The following is a 17303-nucleotide window of genomic DNA, read 5'->3' on the forward strand; positions in this document are numbered from 1 at the left end:
AAGCGGTAATCACATCGCCGTTCTGGCCCATGCCGAGATAGTCGTTGGAGCACCAGACGGTGATTTCCTGGGCGCGGCCGTTCGAGCGCCAGATGGCGCGCGGGAACTTGCCCACGATGCGTTCGAGATCGGCGAAAACCCGGTAGCGCCGCTCCGCATGGAGCTGGTCGATCGCGTCTTCGAAGAACCGCTGGTAATTCATGTCGGCTTCCCAATTTTGCGCCGGATCATAGTCACCGGCCTGATGCGCGTCCACCGGACCAAACCGGTCAAAATGCCACGCCCCGGGCCTGTTCCTAACGCTGCCGGATCGTGGCCTATTCCTCCAGGATGTGTGAACGAGGGTGTGAACCAGTTTTGTTTCGGTACGATGCCTCGGGCGGGAGGAACTGTTACAGACTTAACATTCAGGGAGGCTAATGCATATCGCCCAAAAGTGCACAGCGGTTTTGGGGGAACGACATGCATCAAAACAAAACTTAAAGCGCGTCGACTGTATCCATTTCGACGCGCTTTAATGGGCTTGCGGCGGGGTTTCCAGCACGGTGGCTGTTGAGACAGTTTCCGATAAATCTTGATCAGCGAGGTGGATGATGACGGTTTTGGTAACAGGCGGTGCCGGCTATATCGGCAGCCACATGGTCTGGGAGCTTCTCGACGCCGGCGAAAGCGTCGTCGTGCTCGACCGGCTTTCCACAGGCTTCGAATGGGCGGTGGCGCCCGAGGCGAAGCTCGTCGTCGGCGACGTCGCCGACCGTGAGCTGGTCGGCCGGATCATCCGGGAAAACAAGATCGACGCCATCATCCACTTCGCGGGCTCGATCGTGGTGCCGGAATCGGTCGCCGATCCGCTCGGCTATTACGAGAACAACACCTGCAAGACCCGCACGCTGATCCAAACCGCGGTACGTGAGGGCGTGCCGCATTTCATCTTCTCTTCCACTGCCGCCGTCTATGGCGGCGCCGGGCTGGAACCGGTGCGCGAGGACGCGCGCCTGGCGCCTGAATCGCCCTATGGCCTCTCCAAGCTGATGAGCGAATGGATGCTGCGCGATGCCGCCATCGCGCACGATATCCGCTACACGGCGCTGCGCTACTTCAACGTCGCCGGCGCCGATCCGAAGGGCCGCACCGGTCAGTCGACGCCGGGCGCCACGCATCTGATCAAGGTCGCCTGCGAGACCGCGCTCGGCAAGCGGCCCTTCATGCAGGTCTTCGGCAACGACTATCCGACGCCGGACGGCACCTGCATCCGCGACTACATCCATGTCAGCGATCTCGCGGCGGCGCACCGGCTGGCGCTGCAGCGGCTGCGCGAAGGCGGCGAGAGCCTCGTCGCCAATTGCGGCTACAGCCACGGCTATTCGGTTCTCGAAGTGATCGAGAGCGTGCGCCGCGCCTTCGGCCATGATTTCGATGTCCGCATGGGTGACCGCCGTCCGGGTGATGCCGCCGCAGTCGTCGCCAATTCCGAGCTTGCCCGCAAGGAGTTCGGCTGGGCGCCGCAGCGCGACGACCTCGACCAGATCGTCAAGGATGCGCTGGCCTGGGAGCGCATCCTGACGGGCAAGAACTCCGTTCGAAACTGACCTGTTGGGCCAAGGGCTCGTCTGGTCCGTTTAGACGCGGTATTGAGGCTCATGCAGTGGTGCGTAAACGCGCGCTGTTGGAATGATCCTTGAGGGACGGCATGAAGGTTTTGGTGCTCGGGGCGGGCGTCGTTGGCACGGCGGCCGCTTACTATCTGGCTAAAGACGGCCATGAGGTGACGGTCATCGAGCGCCATGAAGCGGCGGCGCGCGGCACCAGCCAGTCGAATGCCGGTCTTGTCTCGCCAGGCGACGCCACCGCCTGGGCTTCGCCCGCGGCGCTGAAGACCTTCCTGCGGGCGCTGTGGAACCACGACCTCGGCATCAAGGTCAGGCTGCGCCTCGATCCCTATTTCTATGCCTGGAGCCTGCGTTTCCTGCGCGAATGCACGGCGACGCGCCTGCGCGCCAACACCGACGTCAAGCTCCGGCTCGCGCTCTATTCGCGCGATTGCATCAACGCGCTGTCGGACGCGACCGGCATCCAATACGACGAGCGCAAGAAAGGCATCCTCTACTTTTTCCGCTCGCAGAAGAGTTTTGACACCGGCGCCGACAATTACCGCTATCTCGGCGAGCACGGCCTGCCGATCGAGATCGTCGGCCGCGACCGTCTGGCCGAGCTGGAGCCGGGCCTCGCCGGCGTGAAGGGCAAGATCGCCGGCGGCATCTATTCGCCGATCGACCAGACGGGCGATTCCAAGCAGTTCGTCGACAAGCTTGCCGCCTACGCGGCCGAGAAGCTCGGCGTCAGATTCCTGTTCGGCACGACCGTGCAAGGCCTCGATATCGAGGGCGATCACGTGCGCGCGGTGATGACCTCGGCCGGCCCGGTTACAGGCGACGCCGTCGTCATCTCCATGGGACCGGAAAGCGGCCTCATCGGCCGCCGCTACGGCATCGACCTGCCGGTCTATCCGGTGAAGGGTTACACGGCGACCATCCCGCTGGAGGACGAGAGCAAGGGCCCGACCATGGGCGGCGCCGACGAGGACCGGCTGATCGGCTATTCGAGGCTGGGAAACCGGCTGCGGATGTCCTCGACGGCGGAATTCACCGGCTTCGACCGCGCGTTCAAGCCTCGCGATTTCAGAACCATTCTGGAGACCGGCAAGGACCTTTTCCCCGGCGCCTTCGACGAGAAGAAAGCTGTATTATGGGCAGGCCTGAGGCCGATGATGCCGAATTCCGTGCCCATCTTCGGCCAGGCGAAATACCGCAACCTCTATCTCGATACCGGCCACGGCCATCTCGGCTGGACCATGGCCTGCGGCTCGGGAAAATTCCTGGCCGACCTCGTCGCCGGCCGCAAACCTGAGATCGATCCGCAGGGGCTGCTTTACGCCAATTGAGGGCAATCATCTTAGCAGTGATAACTTGCGGCATGTTTGGCGAGTCGCCAATTGCCGAGGCAGGCGCTGCCCCTCATCCGCCTGCCGGCACCTTCTCCCCGTTAAGTGACGGGGAGAAGGGGGCTAGCCGAAACGGCTGCGCACTGTTCTGCATCGCTGGCGATTGGCGAAATCGTCGAGACAGCGTCTTTCTCCCCGTCACTATACGGGGAGAAATGCCCGGCAGGGCAATGAGGGGCGGCGCCGACCGTCAGATAATGGCAAGCATCTGGGCGCAGATCATGTCCCGACGACCTGCTGCCACGATCGCGCGTAATCGTGCCAAGCCGGATCGGCGGATGGTTCGGTCAGCTCGCCTTCGCTCATGACGTTAGCGCTATCCGATGCGAGCAGCGCCGCGCCGATGCTGGTCCCGGTCGATGTCTCCGATGCGATGACCGGCCTGCCTGTCGCTGCCGCCAGCATGCGGATGAAGAGCCGGTTCTGGGCAAAGGGCCCCTCGACCGTCGTCGGTCCGTCGCCGCCGATCAGCTCGAGGCAAGTCGCGGTCATCAGCGCCAGATAGAAGGAGATGGCGACGAAGCGCTGGCCGGCGCTCAACGCCTCGGCATTATGCCATTGCGCGGCGCGATGCGGAAACGGTCCGGAGCCCTGTTGAGTGGAAGGCAGCAGCAAGGCCTGTCGCGCAAGCACGGCGGCGACATCGTCCTCGTCCCAATCCACCGGCTGGCCCCCGGTCAACAACGAGAATTCGCGCCCGCCCATGAAGCGGGCCGAAGGCACGGGGTCGCCGAGCGCGTTGACATTGACCAGCGTGTCGCGCGCCGGGTCGAGCTCGACCTTCCTGCCGCCGACGGCCATCGACACCACCCAGGTGCCGGTCGAGACGACGGAAAAAGGCGGCCGATCGGACAAAAGATGCGGCAGCAGCGAGGCGTTGGAGTCGTGCAGGCCGCAAAAGACGGGAGTCGCGGGGTCGAGTCCGGTCTGTTGCGCGATCGCCTGCAGGATCGGCCCCAGTCGGTCTCTTGCCGGCCGCACCGGTGCCATCAGCTGGCGCCAGCCCATCTGGTCGACCAGCGACGAATAGTCGGCCTGCCAGGGGTTCCAGAGATCGGTATGGCAGCCGAGCGATGTCACTTCGTTAGCGGCGACACCGGTAAGCCGCAGCGCCCAGTACTGCGGATACATCAGGATCGCGGCGGCGCGCGCGAACTCGGCAGGAAAGCGCTTCTGCTGCCAGAAGAGCTGCGCGCCGATGTTGAGGCCGGCCGGCAGGCGCGGCGTGCCCGTCTCGGCAAAGGGCGGACGGACCGCATCATAGTTCTGCGCAAGTTCATCGGTGCCGGTGAATTCATAGTCGATCGCCGGAAGCGCAAGCCCGCCTTCGGCATCGACCAGCACCGCGGTCGCGCCATGGGTGGTGATCGAGATGGCGTCGATGGGCTGCTCGCGGTGGAGGTCGGAGAGGCTTTCGAGGATGAAGGCCCACAATCGCTCGACATCGTGATGCGGGTAGGGGCCGTCCGCGATGACGGCATTGGCCGTGCGGCGAAGCGCTACTTCGGCCATGCGCGCGAGGTCGACCAGCGCCAGCTTGGCGTTGGTCTTGCCGATATCGATGACGGCGACAATCATGCCATATGGAACATTGTTTCCAGCGGCACCGCCACCGGCTCGTTGTCGGGTTTGGTCTCCATGACGTCGGCCATATGCGCCCACCAGCGCTGCATCACCGGATGCTTGGGCAGATCGGCCATGCCGTGATCGCTGCTGCGCCACAATACCCCGAACAGGATGTTGGTCTCCTCATCGAGATGGATCGAATAATCGGAGACGCCGGCCTGCTTCAAAAGCGCGACCAGCGACGGCCAGATCTCTTCATGGCGCCGCTTGTATTCGGCCTTCATGCCGGAGTTGAGCTTCATCTTGAAGGCGTATTTCTCCATCAGGCGAAGCGTCCTTCGCGCAGGCGGCGCCACACGATGGGCAGCGCGATCACGATGATCAGCAATAGCCCGATGAAGATCGACATGACGATGCCCGGCACGTTGAGCAGGCCGAGTCCGAACGTCACCAGCCCCATGATGAAGGCGGCGAGCACGACGCCCAAGATGCTGCCAGCGCCGCCGAGGATCGAGACACCGCCCAGCACCACCATGGTGATTGCTTCCAGCTCATAGCCCTGCGCGATCGAGGGCCTTGTCGAGCCGAGCCGCGAGGTGATCAGCACCGAGGCGATGCCCGACATCAGCCCGGTCAGGCAGAACAGGATGAATTTTATGCGGCCGACGCGCACGCCGGAGAACTGGCAGGCGACCGGATTGTTGCCGATGGCAAAGACCTTCCGGCCAAAACTCGTGCGATGCAGCACGAACCAGTAGATGAGCGCCGCGACGAGGAACAGCGCCAGCTCGAACGAGAAAACCCACCAGACATAGCCCTGGCCAAAGAACGCAAAGCTCTCCGGATAGCCCTTATAGGCCTGGTCGCCGAGGATGATGAAGGCGATGCCGCGGAACAGGCTCATCGTACCTATGGTGACGACGATGGAAGGCAGACCGAGCCGCGTCACCAGCAGCCCGTTGAAGGCGCCGCAGCCCAGCCCGACAACGACGCCGATTGCCACCAGCACCGGCGTGCCGGCGCCGGACTGCACCGCCATGCCCATCATGGTCGAGGCGAGCGCCACGATCGCCGCGACCGAAAGATCGATCTCGCCGGAGATGATCAGCAGCGCCATGGCAAGCGCGATCAGGCCCTTTTCTGTGAAGTTGAAGGTGAGGTCCGACAGCGACCATGGATCAAGGAAATAGGGCGAGGCGAAGCTGTTGACCGCGAAGATGAGAACCGCGATGACGACGAGCAGCGCCTCCCAAGAGAAGATCGCGGAAGAGAGCGGCTTGTCGAGCCGGTCCGGTATGCGGCGTGGGTGAGGAGTGTCGCTCATGCCGCTTCCGCCTTTCTCAGGATGATGCGGCCCTGCCGGCGCTCGCCGCGCGCGTTGAGCACCACGGCCAGGATGATGGCGCTGCCCGAGATCGCCATCTGCCAGAAGGGCGAGATGTTGATGACCGGCAGCGCGTTGGAGATGATGCCGAGAAACAGCGCCCCTAGCACCGCGCCGCCGACCGAGCCGATGCCGCCGGCGATCGAGATGCCGCCGATCACGCAGGCGGCGATGATGTTGAGCTCATAGCCGTTCGCAACCTCGACCGAGGCGATCACATAGCGCGAGATCCACAAGTATCCGGCGAGCCCGCCGATCATGCCGGAAATGCAGAAGACGATGAACTTGGTGCGGCCGACATCGATGCCGGCATAGACCGACGCGGTCGGATTGACGCCGATGGCATGGATCGAGCGGCCGATCTGCGTGCGCGTCATCACCAGGAAGAACAGCGCGATGACTATGATAGCGATCCACGACAGCACCGGCAGGCCGAGGAAGGCGGCGCGCTGGAAGTTGATGAAGTCCGGGCTCATCTGGTCGGCATTGACCCAGGCGCCGCCGGACACGACGAAGGTCGCGCCGCGATAGATGGTCAGCGTGCCGAGCGTCACCACGATCGAGGGGATGTTCAGCCGCCACACCAGGAAGCCATTGATGGCGCCGAGCACCAGCCCGACGAACAGTGCGATGGCGATCAGCACCGGGATCGGGATCGCCGGATGCGCGGCGTTGAGCATCGCCACCACCATGCCGGTGAAGCAGAGGTTGGACGCCATCGACAGATCGATCGAGCGCGTCAGGATCACCACCATCTGTCCCAGCGCCAGGATCATCAGGATCGAGGTGTCGTTGAACACCTGGCGCAGATTGGCCGGGTCGGCAAAGCCAGGGAAGCGCGTGGAAATCAGGCCGATCAGCACGGCGATGCCGGCAAGCAGCCAGATCTCGCGGTATTTGAGGAAGTTCTTCATGCCGCGATCCCCGCTGCGGTTCGCACCAGCGTTTCGGCGTCCAGCCCCTTGTTGTCGTAGACCGAAGCGATGCGGCCCTCGCGCATGACCACGACCCGGTCCGACATGCCGAGGATTTCGGGCAGCTCGGACGAGACCATGATCACAGACAGGCCTTGCGCGACGAGCTCGGCCATGAAGCCGTGCACGGCGGCCTTGGAGCCGATGTCGATGCCTTTGGTCGGCTCGTCGAGGATGATCACTTTGGGCGTCGTGGCCAGCCATTTGGCGATGACCACCTTCTGCTGGTTGCCGCCGGAAAGCGTGCCGACGTCCTGGCTGAGCGATGAGGCGCGCAGATCGAGCCGCTCGGTGTAGGAACGGGCAAGCGAGAATTCTTCCGCGAGCCTCAGCACACCGGATTTCGAGGTGCGCGCAAGCGAAGGCAGCGATACGTTCTGGAAGATCGGCAGGCCGATGACCACGCCCTGCTTGCCGCGCTCTTCCGGCACATAGACTATGCCGGCCTCGATGGAATCAGCCGCTGATTTCGGCGCGATTGAGTTGCCGTCCAGCGAGATGGTGCCTCGGCTGGTGCGGGTGATGCCGGCGATCGCCTGCATCACCTCGCTGCGCCCGGCGCCGACCAGCCCGTAGAAGCCGAGGATCTCGCCCTTGCGCAATTCGAAGCCGATGTCGTCGAACTCCGTCGGATGCGACAGGCCGGAGACCGCGAGCACCGGCGCGCCGATCTTCGGCTTGCGCTCAGGGAAAATGTGGTCGACGTTGCGGCCGACCATCATGCGCACGATCTCGTTCTGGCCGGTGTCCTTGAGCAGGCCTTCGCCGACCATCTCGCCGTCCCGGAAGACGGTGTAGCGGTCGGCGATGCGGTAGATCTCATCGAACTTGTGGCTGATGAAGAGCACCGCCTTGCCTTCGCTCTTCAGGAATTCGATCAAGAGGAAAAGCTCTTCGATCTCCTTCATCGAAAGTGCGGCGGTCGGCTCGTCCATGATGACGATGCGCGCATCGATCGACATCGCGCGAGCAACGGCAACGAGGTGCTTGTTGGCGATGCCGAGGTCCTTCAGCCGCGTGTCGGCATCGATATGGCCGGCGCGCATCGTCTCCAGCACCTCGCGCGCATCTTTGCGCATCGTGCGCCAGTCGATGGTGCCGAGGCGGGTGCGCGGCGCATGGCCGAGGAAGATGTTTTCGGCGACCGATAGGTCGTCGAACAGCACGGTCTCCTGATGGATGGCGGTGATGCCGTGGCCGAAGGCGGCGTGCGCGCTGGGCAGCGTCGTGGCCTGGCCGTCGATGCTGATTTCGCCGGTGTCGGGTTGGTAGATGCCGGTCATGATCTTGACCAGCGTCGACTTGCCGGCGCCGTTCTCGCCGATCAACGCCGTGACTTGTCCGGGATAGAGCGACAGGCTGACATTGTGCAGCGCGCGCACGCCCGGGAAACTCTTGGAAATGCCTAACAGCGTCAGGCGCGGAGCCTTACCCTCCCCCTTGTGGGGAGGGTCGCGAACGACGTGAGCGGGGTGGGGGTTGTCTAGCATATCAAGTTAAGGTCCTGGTGCATGGAGATGTCGCCACCCCCCACCCCGTCTCGCCGGCTTTGCTTCGCAAGACCGTCTCGCCGACCCTCCCCACAAGGGGAGGGTACTGGCGTCCGAGATCAATAGATCTTGGAGAACTTCTCGATGTTGGTCTTGTCGAACTGGAAGGGCGGAGCCATCGCAGCCGAGTTGGTGTCGTCGAGCGTCACCTTGCCGACGCGGCCGATCGACAGCGTGGCGCCGGGCTTGGCCTCTTCCTTCTTCACTGCGAGGTCATGGGCCAGATAGATCGCCGAATAGCCAAGGTCGATCGGGTTCCACAGCGCCACCGCCTGGCTGGCGCCGTTGTCGATGAACTTCTTGAACTCGGACGGCAGCGCCAGGCCGGTGACGTTGACCTTGCCGATCAGGTTCTCATCGGTCACCACCTGCGCCGCGGCGACGACACCGACGGTGGTCGGCGCGATGATCGCCTTGAGGTTCGGATAGGACTTCAGCAGGCCCTTGGCTTCATCGGTGCTCTTCGCCGAATCGTCGTCGCCATAGACGGTGGCGACCAGCTTGATCTTCGGGAACTTCTCCGGCAGCACCTTCTTGGCCGCTTCGATCCAGGCGTTCTGGTTGGTCGCGGTCGAGGAGGCCGAGAGGATCGCGACGTCGCCGCCTTCCGGCAGGTAGTCGGCGGCGAGCTTGATGATGGTCTCTCCGATCAGGCCGGTGTCGGACGGGTTGAGGTGGAGTTGGCGGCCTTCCTTGGCGACGCCGGAGTCCCAGGAGATCACGGTGATGCCGCGATCCATCGCCTTCTTCAACACCGGCACCAGCGCGTCGGCGTCATTGGCCGAGACGGCGATCGCGTTGACCTTCTGCGCGATCAGCGAGTTGATCACCTCGATCTGCGCCTCGGCGGTCGCCTTGGTCGGGCCGGTGTAGATGACGTCGACGTCACCCAGCTCCTTGGCCGCTTCCTCGGCGCCCTTGTTGGCGGCGTCGAAGAAGCCGTTGCCGAGCGACTTCACGACCAGCGCGATCTTGACGTTCTCGGCATAGGCGGCATTCACGAACATGGCGGCGGAAAAGGCCGCCGTTACCAGCAGTTTCTTCAAAAAGCTCATCGAATATCCTCCCTTGAGCGTTGCATTCCATCGCCGCTGCGGGCGTGAGTTCACCTCAGGCCTGCAGTGAAGATTCTTCCTTGTTGCTTGACTGTTTGCTGGCGACGATCAGCGCCACGCCTGCTGTTTCCAGCATCTTGGCTTCGCGGTCCTCGACGCCGTCGTCGGTGATCACCGTTGCGATGCGCGACAGCCCGCACAGGATCAGGCTGGAGCGCATGCGGAATTTCGAGGAATCGACCAGCACCACCAGCTCGTCGGCCTGGTCGATCAGTTTCTGCTCGGCCTGGATCAAGAGCGGGTCGCCCTCCATCAGCCCGAGCGGTCCCAGGCCTTGAGCGCCCATGAACATGCGGCGCGCATAGAAATTGCGCGTCACGTCATTGTCGAAGGGCGACAGGATGATGTTCTGCTCGCGGTAGATCGTACCGCCCGACAGCATCACCGTGTTCTTCGAATGCTTTAGCAGGTGCTCGGCGATCGGGAAGGAATTGGTGAAGATCGGCATGCGGCGCCCGGTCAGGAAATGCACCATCTGGAAGGTGGTGGTGCCGCCATTGATGATGATCGGCTCGCCATCCTTGCAAAGGTTCACCGCTTCCCGCGCGATCGCACGCTTCTGCGCCGCGTTCAGCGTCTCGTTGACGGAAAAAGGCCGGCCGGCAAGGCCGATGAACTGCGGCGGCGAGATCGCCTCGGCGCCGCCGCGCACCCGGCGCAGGCGCTTTTGCACGTGGAGGGCCGCGATGTCGCGCCGGATCGTTGCCTCGGAGGAGTCCGTCAGCTCGACCATTTCCTGCACCGTCACCACAGGTTTTTCCTGGACGGCGGACAGAATGATCCTGTGGCGCTCTTTTTCGTGCATGGTTCCTCCCTGCCAGGCCATCAGGCACTAGAAAACGCGCAGTGTCAATCATTTCCGATCATATAATTTCATTGTGCAGTGCAATATGATCGATATTGATCGTTTGTGATTGACAAGCGGACCACTTGCGTAGACATTCCCGGCGAGAAAAGAGGAGCGCACGGTCCGCGCTTCAAGGGAGGATACCTATGCTCGACAAGCGCTCCGGCTCGCGCCTCGCCAATCTGTGGGACGATGCAAAAGCCGAAGGGATGAGCGGCCCCGAGCTCCTGGTCTATCGCTCGAACACGCTCGGCTCCGACAAGCGCGTCACCAACTATGGCGGCGGCAACACCTCGTCCAAGGTCTGGCAGAAAGACCCGCTGACCGGCGAGGAGGTGGAAGTCCTGTGGGTCAAGGGCTCGGGCGGCGACAGCGCCTCGATCAAGCTTGACGGTTTCGCCACCTTATACATGGACAAGCTGCGCTCCATTAAGGAGCTCTATCGCGGCGTCGAGCAAGAGGACGAGATGGTGGGCTATCTGCCCCACTGCACCTTCAACCTCAATCCGCGCGCCGCCTCGATCGACACGCCGCTGCATGCCTTCGTACCCAAGGCTTGCGTCGACCACATGCATCCCGACGCCATCATCGCCATTGCCGCCGCCAAGGATTCGAAGGCGATTACGAAAGAGATCTTCGGCGATGCCATCGGCTGGCTGCCGTGGAAGCGGCCGGGCTTCGAGCTCGGCCTGTGGCTGGAGAAATTTTGCCTCGAAAATCCGGACGCCAGGGGCGTCGTGCTCGAAAGCCATGGCCTGTTCACCTGGGGCGACACGCCGAAGGAGTGCTACGAAACCACGATCTCGGTGATCAACCAGGCGATCGACTGGTTCGAGCGCAAGTCCCAAGGCAAGGCGATCTTCGGCGGCGAGGTGGTGAAGTCGCTCGACGCGCCGGCCCGCCGCGCCATTGCCGCCAAGCTGATGCCGCGGATCCGCGGCCTCATCTCCGACAAGAGCCACAAGCTCGGCCATTTCGACGACCAACCGGCCGTGTTGGAATTCGTCAATTCCAGGGACCTGCGGCCGCTGGCGGCGCTGGGCACCTCCTGCCCGGATCATTTCCTGCGCACCAAGATCCGGCCGCTGGTGATCGAGTTCGATCCGAAGAACCCGGATGTCGACGCCGTCATCGCGCGCCTCGCCGACGACATCGCCGAATACCGTGTCGGCTACCAGGCTTATTACGACGCCTGCAAGCACGCGGACTCGCCTGCCATTCGCGATCCGAATGCGGTTGTCTATCTGATGCCGGGCGTCGGCATGTTCACCTTCGCCGGCGACAAGGCCACGGCGCGCATCTCCGGCGAGTTCTACGTCAACGCCATCAACGTGATGCGCGGCGCCTCGACCGTCTCGTCCTATGTCGGTTTGCCGGCGCAGGAAGCTTTCGACATCGAATACTGGCTGCTCGAGGAAGCAAAGCTGCAGCGCCTGCCGAAGCCGAAGGCGCTGGCCGGCCAGATCGCGCTGGTCACCGGCGGTGCCGGCGGCATCGGCCGCGCCACCGCCAACCGGCTGCTGCGCGAAGGCGCCTGCGTGGTGCTTGCCGATATCGACGAGGCGGCGCTCGCCAGCGCCAACGAAGAACTCTCGAAGGCTTATGGCAAGGACTTCGTCCGTCCGGTACGCATCGATGTGACATCGGAAGATCAGGTGACTGCGGGATTCGCTGAAACTTCGGTCGAATTCGGCGGCGTCGACATCCTGGTTTCCAATGCCGGCCTGGCCTCTTCGGCGCCGATCGAGGAGACGACGCTGGCGCTCTGGAACAAGAATATGGACATCCTGTCGACCGGCTATTTCCTTGTTTCGCGCGAGGCTTTCCGGCTGTTCCGCACCCAGAAGATCGGCGGCAACGTCGTCTTCGTCGCCTCCAAGAACGGCCTTGCCGCTTCGCCCAATGCCGCTGCCTACTGCACGGCCAAGGCGGCCGAGATCCATCTCGCGCGCTGCCTCGCGCTCGAAGGCGCGGAGGCGCAGATCAGGGTCAACGTCGTCAATCCCGACGCGGTCCTGCGCGGCTCCAAGATATGGAGCGGCGAGTGGAAGGAACAACGCGCCGCCGCCTACAAGATGTCGACCGACGATCTCGAGGAGCATTACCGCTCGCGCTCGATGCTGAAGCGCTCGGTCTTCCCGGAAGACATTGCCGAGGCGATCTACTTCTTCGCCTCCGACATGTCGGCCAAGTCGACCGGCAACATCGTCAATGTCGACGCCGGCAACGCGCAGAGTTTTACGCGGTAACTTTTACCCTCCCCCTTGCGGGGAGGGTCGGCAGGCAATCGCCGCGAAGCGGTGAGTGCTTGCCGGGGCGGGGGGACCCCCACCCGGCCCTACGGGCCACCCTCCCCACAAGGGGGAGGGTAAAGCCGCACTTTCGGGAGGAAACAGCAGTGTCCGAATTGATCATCTCGGCTGACGTAATCGAAAAGAGCAACGCCGCGCGAAAAGCCGACCTCGAGCGCGACTATGCCTCGCTTGGCGAGCGCCTGGACCGCTGCGGCATTGCCATCGACGCGATCCGCGACAAGGTCGAAGAATTCGGCGTGGCGATCCCGTCCTGGGGCGTCGGCACCGGCGGCACGCGCTTTGCCCGCTTTCCCGGCGCTGGTGAGCCGCGCGACATCTTCGACAAGATCGAGGACTGCGCCGTCATCAGCCAGCTGACGCAGGCGACGCCGACGGTCTCGCTGCACATCCCTTGGGACAAGGCCGACCCAAACCGGCTGAATCAGGCGGCGTCCCGCTTCGGCCTCGGCTTCGACGCCATGAACTCCAACACCTTCTCCGACGCCAGGGATCAGAAGCTCTCCTACAAATTCGGCTCGCTCTCGCATACCGATGCCGGCACGCGCCGGCAGGCTGTCGAGCACAATCTCGAATGCATCGAGATCGGCAAGACGCTCGGCTCGAAGGCGCTGACGGTGTGGATCGGCGACGGCTCGAACTTCCCCGGCCAGGTCAATTTCGCAAAGGCCTTCGAGCGCTATCTCGATGCGATGCGCGAAATCTATGCCGGCCTGCCGGCCGACTGGCGGCTGTTCACCGAGCACAAGATGTACGAGCCAGCCTTCTATTCGACCGTCGTGCAGGACTGGGGCACCAACTACATCATCGCCAAGGAGCTTGGCGACAAGGCCTACTGCCTGGTTGACCTCGGCCATCACGCGCCCAACGTCAACATCGAGATGATCGTGTCGCGGCTGATCCAGTTCGGCAAGCTCGGCGGCTTCCATTTCAACGATTCCAAATATGGCGACGACGACCTCGATGCCGGCTCGATCGATCCCTACCGGCTGTTCCTGGTCTTCAACGAGCTGGTCGATGCCGAGCTTTCGGGCGCGAAAGGATTCAATCCCGCGCACATGCTCGACCAGAGCCACAACGTCACCGATCCGATCGAGAGCCTGATGCTGTCGGCGGTCGAGGTGCAGCGCGCCTATGCGCAGGCGCTGCTGGTGGATCGCAAGGCACTGGAAGGGCTTCAGGAAGAGAACGACGCGCTGATGGCGACGCAGACACTGAAGGCGGCTTACCGCACCGATGTCGAGCCGATCCTTGCCATGGCGCGGCTCGGGACCGGCGGCGCCATCGATCCTGTCGCCGCCTATCGCGAGGCCGGCTACCGGGCGAAAGTGGCGGCGGAACGGCCGGCGGTCGCCAGTGGCGGCGGCGGGATTGTCTGAGTCCCCCTCTCCGGCCTCTTCGCGGCCACTTTCTCCCCGAGGGGAGAAGAGGCGGGTATCAGCATTGGGGACCTCCTCTCCCTTTGGGGAGAGGTCGGATTGCCCCGAATTGCTCTTCACAATTCGGTTGGCAATCCGGGTGAGGGGGCTCTCGCAGACGCTTCTTCAATTATTGTTGGACTAACGCGCCCCTACGGTCTTTCCTAGGCGTCCCCCACGCCCCTGGAGCCCCGCCATGCATCTCACCCGCCGAACGCTGATCGCCGTCAGCCTTTCGCTCACCTTCGCCTTCGCACAATCAGCAATTGCCTTCGCCGCTTCGCCCGCTCCGGCCAAGGGCGAGCATGGCATGGTGGTGACCGCCCAGCATCTCGCTACCGAAGTCGGTGTCGAGGTGTTGAAGAAGGGTGGCAACGCGGTCGATGCCGCTGTCGCGGTCGGCTATGCGCTGGCCGTCGTTTATCCGAATGCGGGCAATATCGGCGGCGGCGGTTTCATGACCATTCGCCTGAAGGACGGCCGCTCGACCTTCATCGATTTTCGGGAGCGCGCCCCGCTCGCCGCCACCAAGACCATGTATCTCGACAAGGACGGCAAGCCGATCAAGGGCGCCAGCCTCGACGGTTATCTCGCGGTCGGCGTGCCGGGCTCCGTGGCCGGCTTCGAGCTGGCGCGCCAAAAATACGGCACGCTCCCCCGGCAGGACCTGATGGCGCCGGCAATTGCCTATGCCAAGGACGGCTTCGTCCTCAACCAGGGCGACGCCGCTTCCTTCGCGAGCAAAGCCGACCGGCTGGCCAAGGATCCGGCCGCGGCAGCAATCTTCCTCAAGCCCGACGGCAAGCCTTACGCCGCCGGCGAGCGGCTCCCGCAGCCGGACCTCGCCGCGTCGCTTTCGGCGATTTCCGAGAAGGGACCAGACGCCTTCTACAAGGGCGCAATTGCCGACGCGATCGTCAAGGCAAGCGGTGCCAAGGGCGGCATCCTCGCCAAGGGTGATTTCGAGCAATATGCGGTGCGCGAGCTGAAGCCCGTGACCTGCTCCTATCGCGGCTACGAGATCATCTCCTCGCCGCCGCCGAGCTCGGGCGGCGTCATCATCTGCGAAATCCTCAATGTGCTCGAAGGTTATCCGCTGTCCTATCTCGGCGCCGGATCGGCCGAGACGGTCCATGTCATGGTCGAGGCCATGCGCCGCGCCTATGTCGACCGCAATTCCGCGCTGGGCGATCCGGATTTCGTCGACAATCCGGTCTCGAAGCTGCTCGACAAGGGCTACGCCAAGGACATCCGCGACAAGATCGATCCGTTCCGCGCCGGCGTCTCGAAGGACCTGATGCCCAAAGGGTTCGGCGAGTCGAAGGAGACCACCCACTACTCGATCATCGACAAGGACGGCAATGCGGTGGCGGTAACCTATACGCTGAACGGCTCCTTCGGTGCCGGCGTGGTCGCCGACGGCACCGGCATCCTGCTCAACAACGAGATGGACGATTTCACCCAGAAGCCCGGCGTGCCCAACCTCTACGGGCTCGTCCAGGGCGAAGCCAACGCCATCCAGCCGAAAAAGACGCCGCTGTCCTCGATGAGCCCGACCGTGGTCACCAAGGACGGCAAGCCGTTCATGGTCATCGGCAGCCCCGGCGGCTCGCGCATCATCACCATCACGCTGGAAGCGATCGTCAACGTCATCGATCACGGCATGAACATCCAGGAGGCGATCGACGCGCCGCGCATCCACCATCAATGGCTGCCCGACGCCGTCTATGTCGAGCCGTTTGGGCTCTCGCCCGATACCGAAAGGATGCTTGCCGGCATGGGCTACCATCTCGATCTTGCCGACCAGACCTGGGGCCAGGCGGCCGGCATCCTGGTCGGCGGCAAGAGCCTGGCCGAGATCGAGAAGGGCGGCGGCGCGCGCTACAACGGCGCCATCGACAGCCGCGCCGCTGCCGGCGAGGCGTTGGGTTATTGATTGATCAGGCGACCAACGTGATGGTCGAGGCGATCAGCAGCACGGCGGCGATGCCGACGAACAGCGCATAGATGCGCGGCCGGTCGAGCAGCAGCGCATTGCCCGAAATCCAGGCGGAGGTGGCGCCACCGAGCGCGAACAGGAAGCCGTTGCGGTGGCCGAAAGCCATCGACGCGGCCATCAGGCCGCCGATGATCAGCGCGCCGAATACGATGATGACGGCAACCGCGTATTTCTCGAAATCATTGCCCGCGCCCATCGCCGGCCCCATCGCATTGAGATTGGGCAGGTCATCGGGATCGTAGGGGTTGGCCGAGCCGTATTCGTCTTGACCGAGGGATTCGCGCATCATTCGTTCTCCGCTGGGCGGCAACAAACCATCAACGCTTGCCGAGCGCAACCGACAACGCCGTCGCGGCGATGCGTTCACTGCCCGGCTGGTGCCGACGTGCCACGGTTTCCCGGCCAGCCTCAACGGACGAGGGTGCGCGGCGGTTCCACGCGCTTGATCTATCTGGAGAAATCGCTGCGCACGATGCCGTGCCGCTGCAGCTTGTCGTAGAAGGTCTTGCGCGGGATGCCGAGCGCCTCGATCGTGCGCCGGACGTCGCCGTCGTTGCGACCAAGTGTCTCGCGGATGATCTCGGCCTCATAGCGCTCCAGCCGCTCCGGCAACGGCATGGAGGCATCCGAATCGGTCGGCCGAGGGGGCGGGCTCCCATCGACCTCTTCCAGTCCCAGCACGAAGCGCTCGGCAAAATGTGCGAGCTCGCGCACATTGCCCGGCCAGTCGTGTTCCCTCAGATGGCGTTGGACGGCGGCCGGCGCCGCGGGCACGGGGCGGTGGAAGCGCGCCGCCGCGCGCTCGGCAAAATAGCCGAACAACAATGGCACGTCGTCCCGGCGCTCGCGCAGCGGCGGGATCGAGAGCGTCACCACATTGAGCCGGTAGTAAAGGTCCTCGCGGAAGGTGCCGCGCTGGCCTGGATCGCCGAGATCGACCTTGGCGGCGGCAACGACGCGAAGGTCGACCGGCCGGACCTCGTTGGTGCCGAGCGGCGTCACTTCGCGCATTTCGAGCACGCGCAGCATCTGCACCTGCGTCGAGGGCGGCATGCTTTCGATTTCGTCGAGGAACAAAGTGCCGCCGCTGGAATGCTCGATGCGCCCGACGCGCTTCTTCTGCGCACCGGTGAAGGC

Annotated in this window: 14 protein-coding genes and 1 pseudogene; 5 read left to right on the forward strand and 10 right to left on the reverse strand. The window is 63.7% G+C overall.

Features of this window, described 5'->3' with window-relative positions; all coding sequences use genetic code 11:
- Positions 1-202 (reverse strand): annotated as a pseudogene (locus EOA29_RS07485) (5-aminolevulinate synthase); the annotation flags it as partial.
- Between the two features lie 391 nt (positions 203-593).
- Between EOA29_RS07485 and galE the strand changes: the two are divergent.
- Both galE and EOA29_RS07495 read left to right on the forward strand, forming a co-directional pair.
- Complete coding sequence (gene galE, locus EOA29_RS07490) at positions 594-1589, forward strand: UDP-glucose 4-epimerase GalE (protein ID WP_126090254.1); 996 nt, start codon at positions 594-596, stop codon at positions 1587-1589.
- A 101-nt stretch (positions 1590-1690) separates the two neighbouring features.
- Positions 1691-2941 (forward strand): D-amino acid dehydrogenase, encoded by a 1251-nt coding sequence (locus tag EOA29_RS07495; protein WP_126090253.1) that lies wholly within the window; start codon positions 1691-1693, stop codon positions 2939-2941.
- A 279-nt stretch (positions 2942-3220) separates the two neighbouring features.
- Here EOA29_RS07495 and EOA29_RS07505 read toward each other — a convergent pair whose 3' ends face one another.
- From EOA29_RS07505 to EOA29_RS07535, 7 genes are all read right to left on the reverse strand, one after another.
- A complete protein-coding gene (locus tag EOA29_RS07505) occupies positions 3221-4579 on the reverse strand; it encodes an FGGY-family carbohydrate kinase (RefSeq protein ID WP_126090252.1) in 1359 nt (452 codons plus the stop codon).
- Positions 4576-4890, reverse strand: a complete 315-nt coding sequence (gene rhaM, locus EOA29_RS07510) for an L-rhamnose mutarotase (protein WP_189350378.1) — start codon at positions 4888-4890, stop codon at positions 4576-4578. Before rhaM ends, EOA29_RS07505 begins: the two co-directional genes overlap by 4 nt.
- Positions 4890-5891, reverse strand: a complete 1002-nt coding sequence (locus EOA29_RS07515) for an ABC transporter permease (protein ID WP_126090251.1) — start codon at positions 5889-5891, stop codon at positions 4890-4892. The genes rhaM and EOA29_RS07515 overlap by 1 nt, the downstream gene beginning before the upstream one ends.
- Entirely contained in the window at positions 5888-6865 is a 978-nt protein-coding gene (locus tag EOA29_RS07520; RefSeq protein WP_126090250.1) for an ABC transporter permease, read from the reverse strand. Before EOA29_RS07520 ends, EOA29_RS07515 begins: the two co-directional genes overlap by 4 nt.
- On the reverse strand, positions 6862-8415 hold the full coding sequence (locus EOA29_RS07525; RefSeq protein WP_245464818.1) for a sugar ABC transporter ATP-binding protein: 1554 nt from the start codon (positions 8413-8415) through the stop codon (positions 6862-6864). Before EOA29_RS07525 ends, EOA29_RS07520 begins: the two co-directional genes overlap by 4 nt.
- A gap of 119 nt (positions 8416-8534) precedes the next feature.
- On the reverse strand, positions 8535-9530 hold the full coding sequence (gene rhaS, locus EOA29_RS07530; protein ID WP_042637283.1) for a rhamnose ABC transporter substrate-binding protein: 996 nt from the start codon (positions 9528-9530) through the stop codon (positions 8535-8537).
- 55 nt (positions 9531-9585) lie between these two features.
- Positions 9586-10395 carry a DeoR/GlpR family DNA-binding transcription regulator gene (locus tag EOA29_RS07535; RefSeq protein ID WP_126090249.1) on the reverse strand — a complete coding sequence of 270 codons (810 nt, stop codon included), beginning with the start codon at positions 10393-10395 and terminating at the stop codon, positions 9586-9588.
- 188 nt (positions 10396-10583) lie between these two features.
- Here EOA29_RS07535 and EOA29_RS07540 point away from each other — a divergent pair, with 188 nt between their 5' ends.
- The 3 genes from EOA29_RS07540 (at position 10584) to ggt (ending at position 16103) form a co-directional block, all read left to right on the forward strand.
- On the forward strand, positions 10584-12686 hold the full coding sequence (locus EOA29_RS07540) for a bifunctional rhamnulose-1-phosphate aldolase/short-chain dehydrogenase (RefSeq protein ID WP_126090248.1): 2103 nt from the start codon (positions 10584-10586) through the stop codon (positions 12684-12686).
- Positions 12687-12835: 149 nt separating this feature from the next.
- Positions 12836-14128, forward strand: a complete 1293-nt coding sequence (gene rhaI / locus EOA29_RS07545; RefSeq protein ID WP_126090247.1) for an L-rhamnose catabolism isomerase — start codon at positions 12836-12838, stop codon at positions 14126-14128.
- A 235-nt stretch (positions 14129-14363) separates the two neighbouring features.
- Entirely contained in the window at positions 14364-16103 is a 1740-nt protein-coding gene (ggt, locus tag EOA29_RS07550; RefSeq protein ID WP_126090246.1) for a gamma-glutamyltransferase, read from the forward strand.
- A 4-nt stretch (positions 16104-16107) separates the two neighbouring features.
- Here the strand turns inward: ggt and EOA29_RS07555 are convergent, their stop codons facing one another.
- Complete coding sequence (locus EOA29_RS07555) at positions 16108-16455, reverse strand: hypothetical protein (RefSeq protein WP_245464817.1); 348 nt, start codon at positions 16453-16455, stop codon at positions 16108-16110.
- 158 nt (positions 16456-16613) lie between these two features.
- A partial coding sequence (locus tag EOA29_RS07560; RefSeq protein ID WP_145969635.1) for a sigma 54-interacting transcriptional regulator occupies positions 16614-17303 on the reverse strand: 690 nt, incomplete at its 5' end.

Origin of the sequence: Mesorhizobium sp. M1E.F.Ca.ET.063.01.1.1 (assembly GCF_003998155.1) — a bacterium.
Classification (GTDB): Bacteria; Pseudomonadota; Alphaproteobacteria; order Rhizobiales; family Rhizobiaceae; genus Mesorhizobium.

What these genes read in the sequence shown, in the direction of transcription:
- EOA29_RS07520 (WP_126090250.1), bottom strand. Translation starts at nt 6,865, where the DNA reads ATGAAGAACTTCCTCAAATACCGCGAGATCTGGCTGCTTGCCGGCATC.
- galE (WP_126090254.1), top strand. Translation starts at nt 594, where the DNA reads ATGACGGTTTTGGTAACAGGCGGTGCCGGCTATATCGGCAGCCACATG.
- EOA29_RS07540 (WP_126090248.1), top strand. Translation starts at nt 10,584, where the DNA reads ATGCTCGACAAGCGCTCCGGCTCGCGCCTCGCCAATCTGTGGGACGAT.
- EOA29_RS07525 (WP_245464818.1), bottom strand. Translation starts at nt 8,415, where the DNA reads ATGCTAGACAACCCCCACCCCGCTCACGTCGTTCGCGACCCTCCCCAC.
- rhaM (WP_189350378.1), bottom strand. Translation starts at nt 4,890, where the DNA reads ATGGAGAAATACGCCTTCAAGATGAAGCTCAACTCCGGCATGAAGGCC.
- EOA29_RS07495 (WP_126090253.1), top strand. Translation starts at nt 1,691, where the DNA reads ATGAAGGTTTTGGTGCTCGGGGCGGGCGTCGTTGGCACGGCGGCCGCT.
- EOA29_RS07535 (WP_126090249.1), bottom strand. Translation starts at nt 10,395, where the DNA reads ATGCACGAAAAAGAGCGCCACAGGATCATTCTGTCCGCCGTCCAGGAA.
- ggt (WP_126090246.1), top strand. Translation starts at nt 14,364, where the DNA reads ATGCATCTCACCCGCCGAACGCTGATCGCCGTCAGCCTTTCGCTCACC.
- rhaS (WP_042637283.1), bottom strand. Translation starts at nt 9,530, where the DNA reads ATGAGCTTTTTGAAGAAACTGCTGGTAACGGCGGCCTTTTCCGCCGCC.
- EOA29_RS07555 (WP_245464817.1), bottom strand. Translation starts at nt 16,455, where the DNA reads ATGATGCGCGAATCCCTCGGTCAAGACGAATACGGCTCGGCCAACCCC.
- EOA29_RS07505 (WP_126090252.1), bottom strand. Translation starts at nt 4,579, where the DNA reads ATGATTGTCGCCGTCATCGATATCGGCAAGACCAACGCCAAGCTGGCG.
- EOA29_RS07515 (WP_126090251.1), bottom strand. Translation starts at nt 5,891, where the DNA reads ATGAGCGACACTCCTCACCCACGCCGCATACCGGACCGGCTCGACAAG.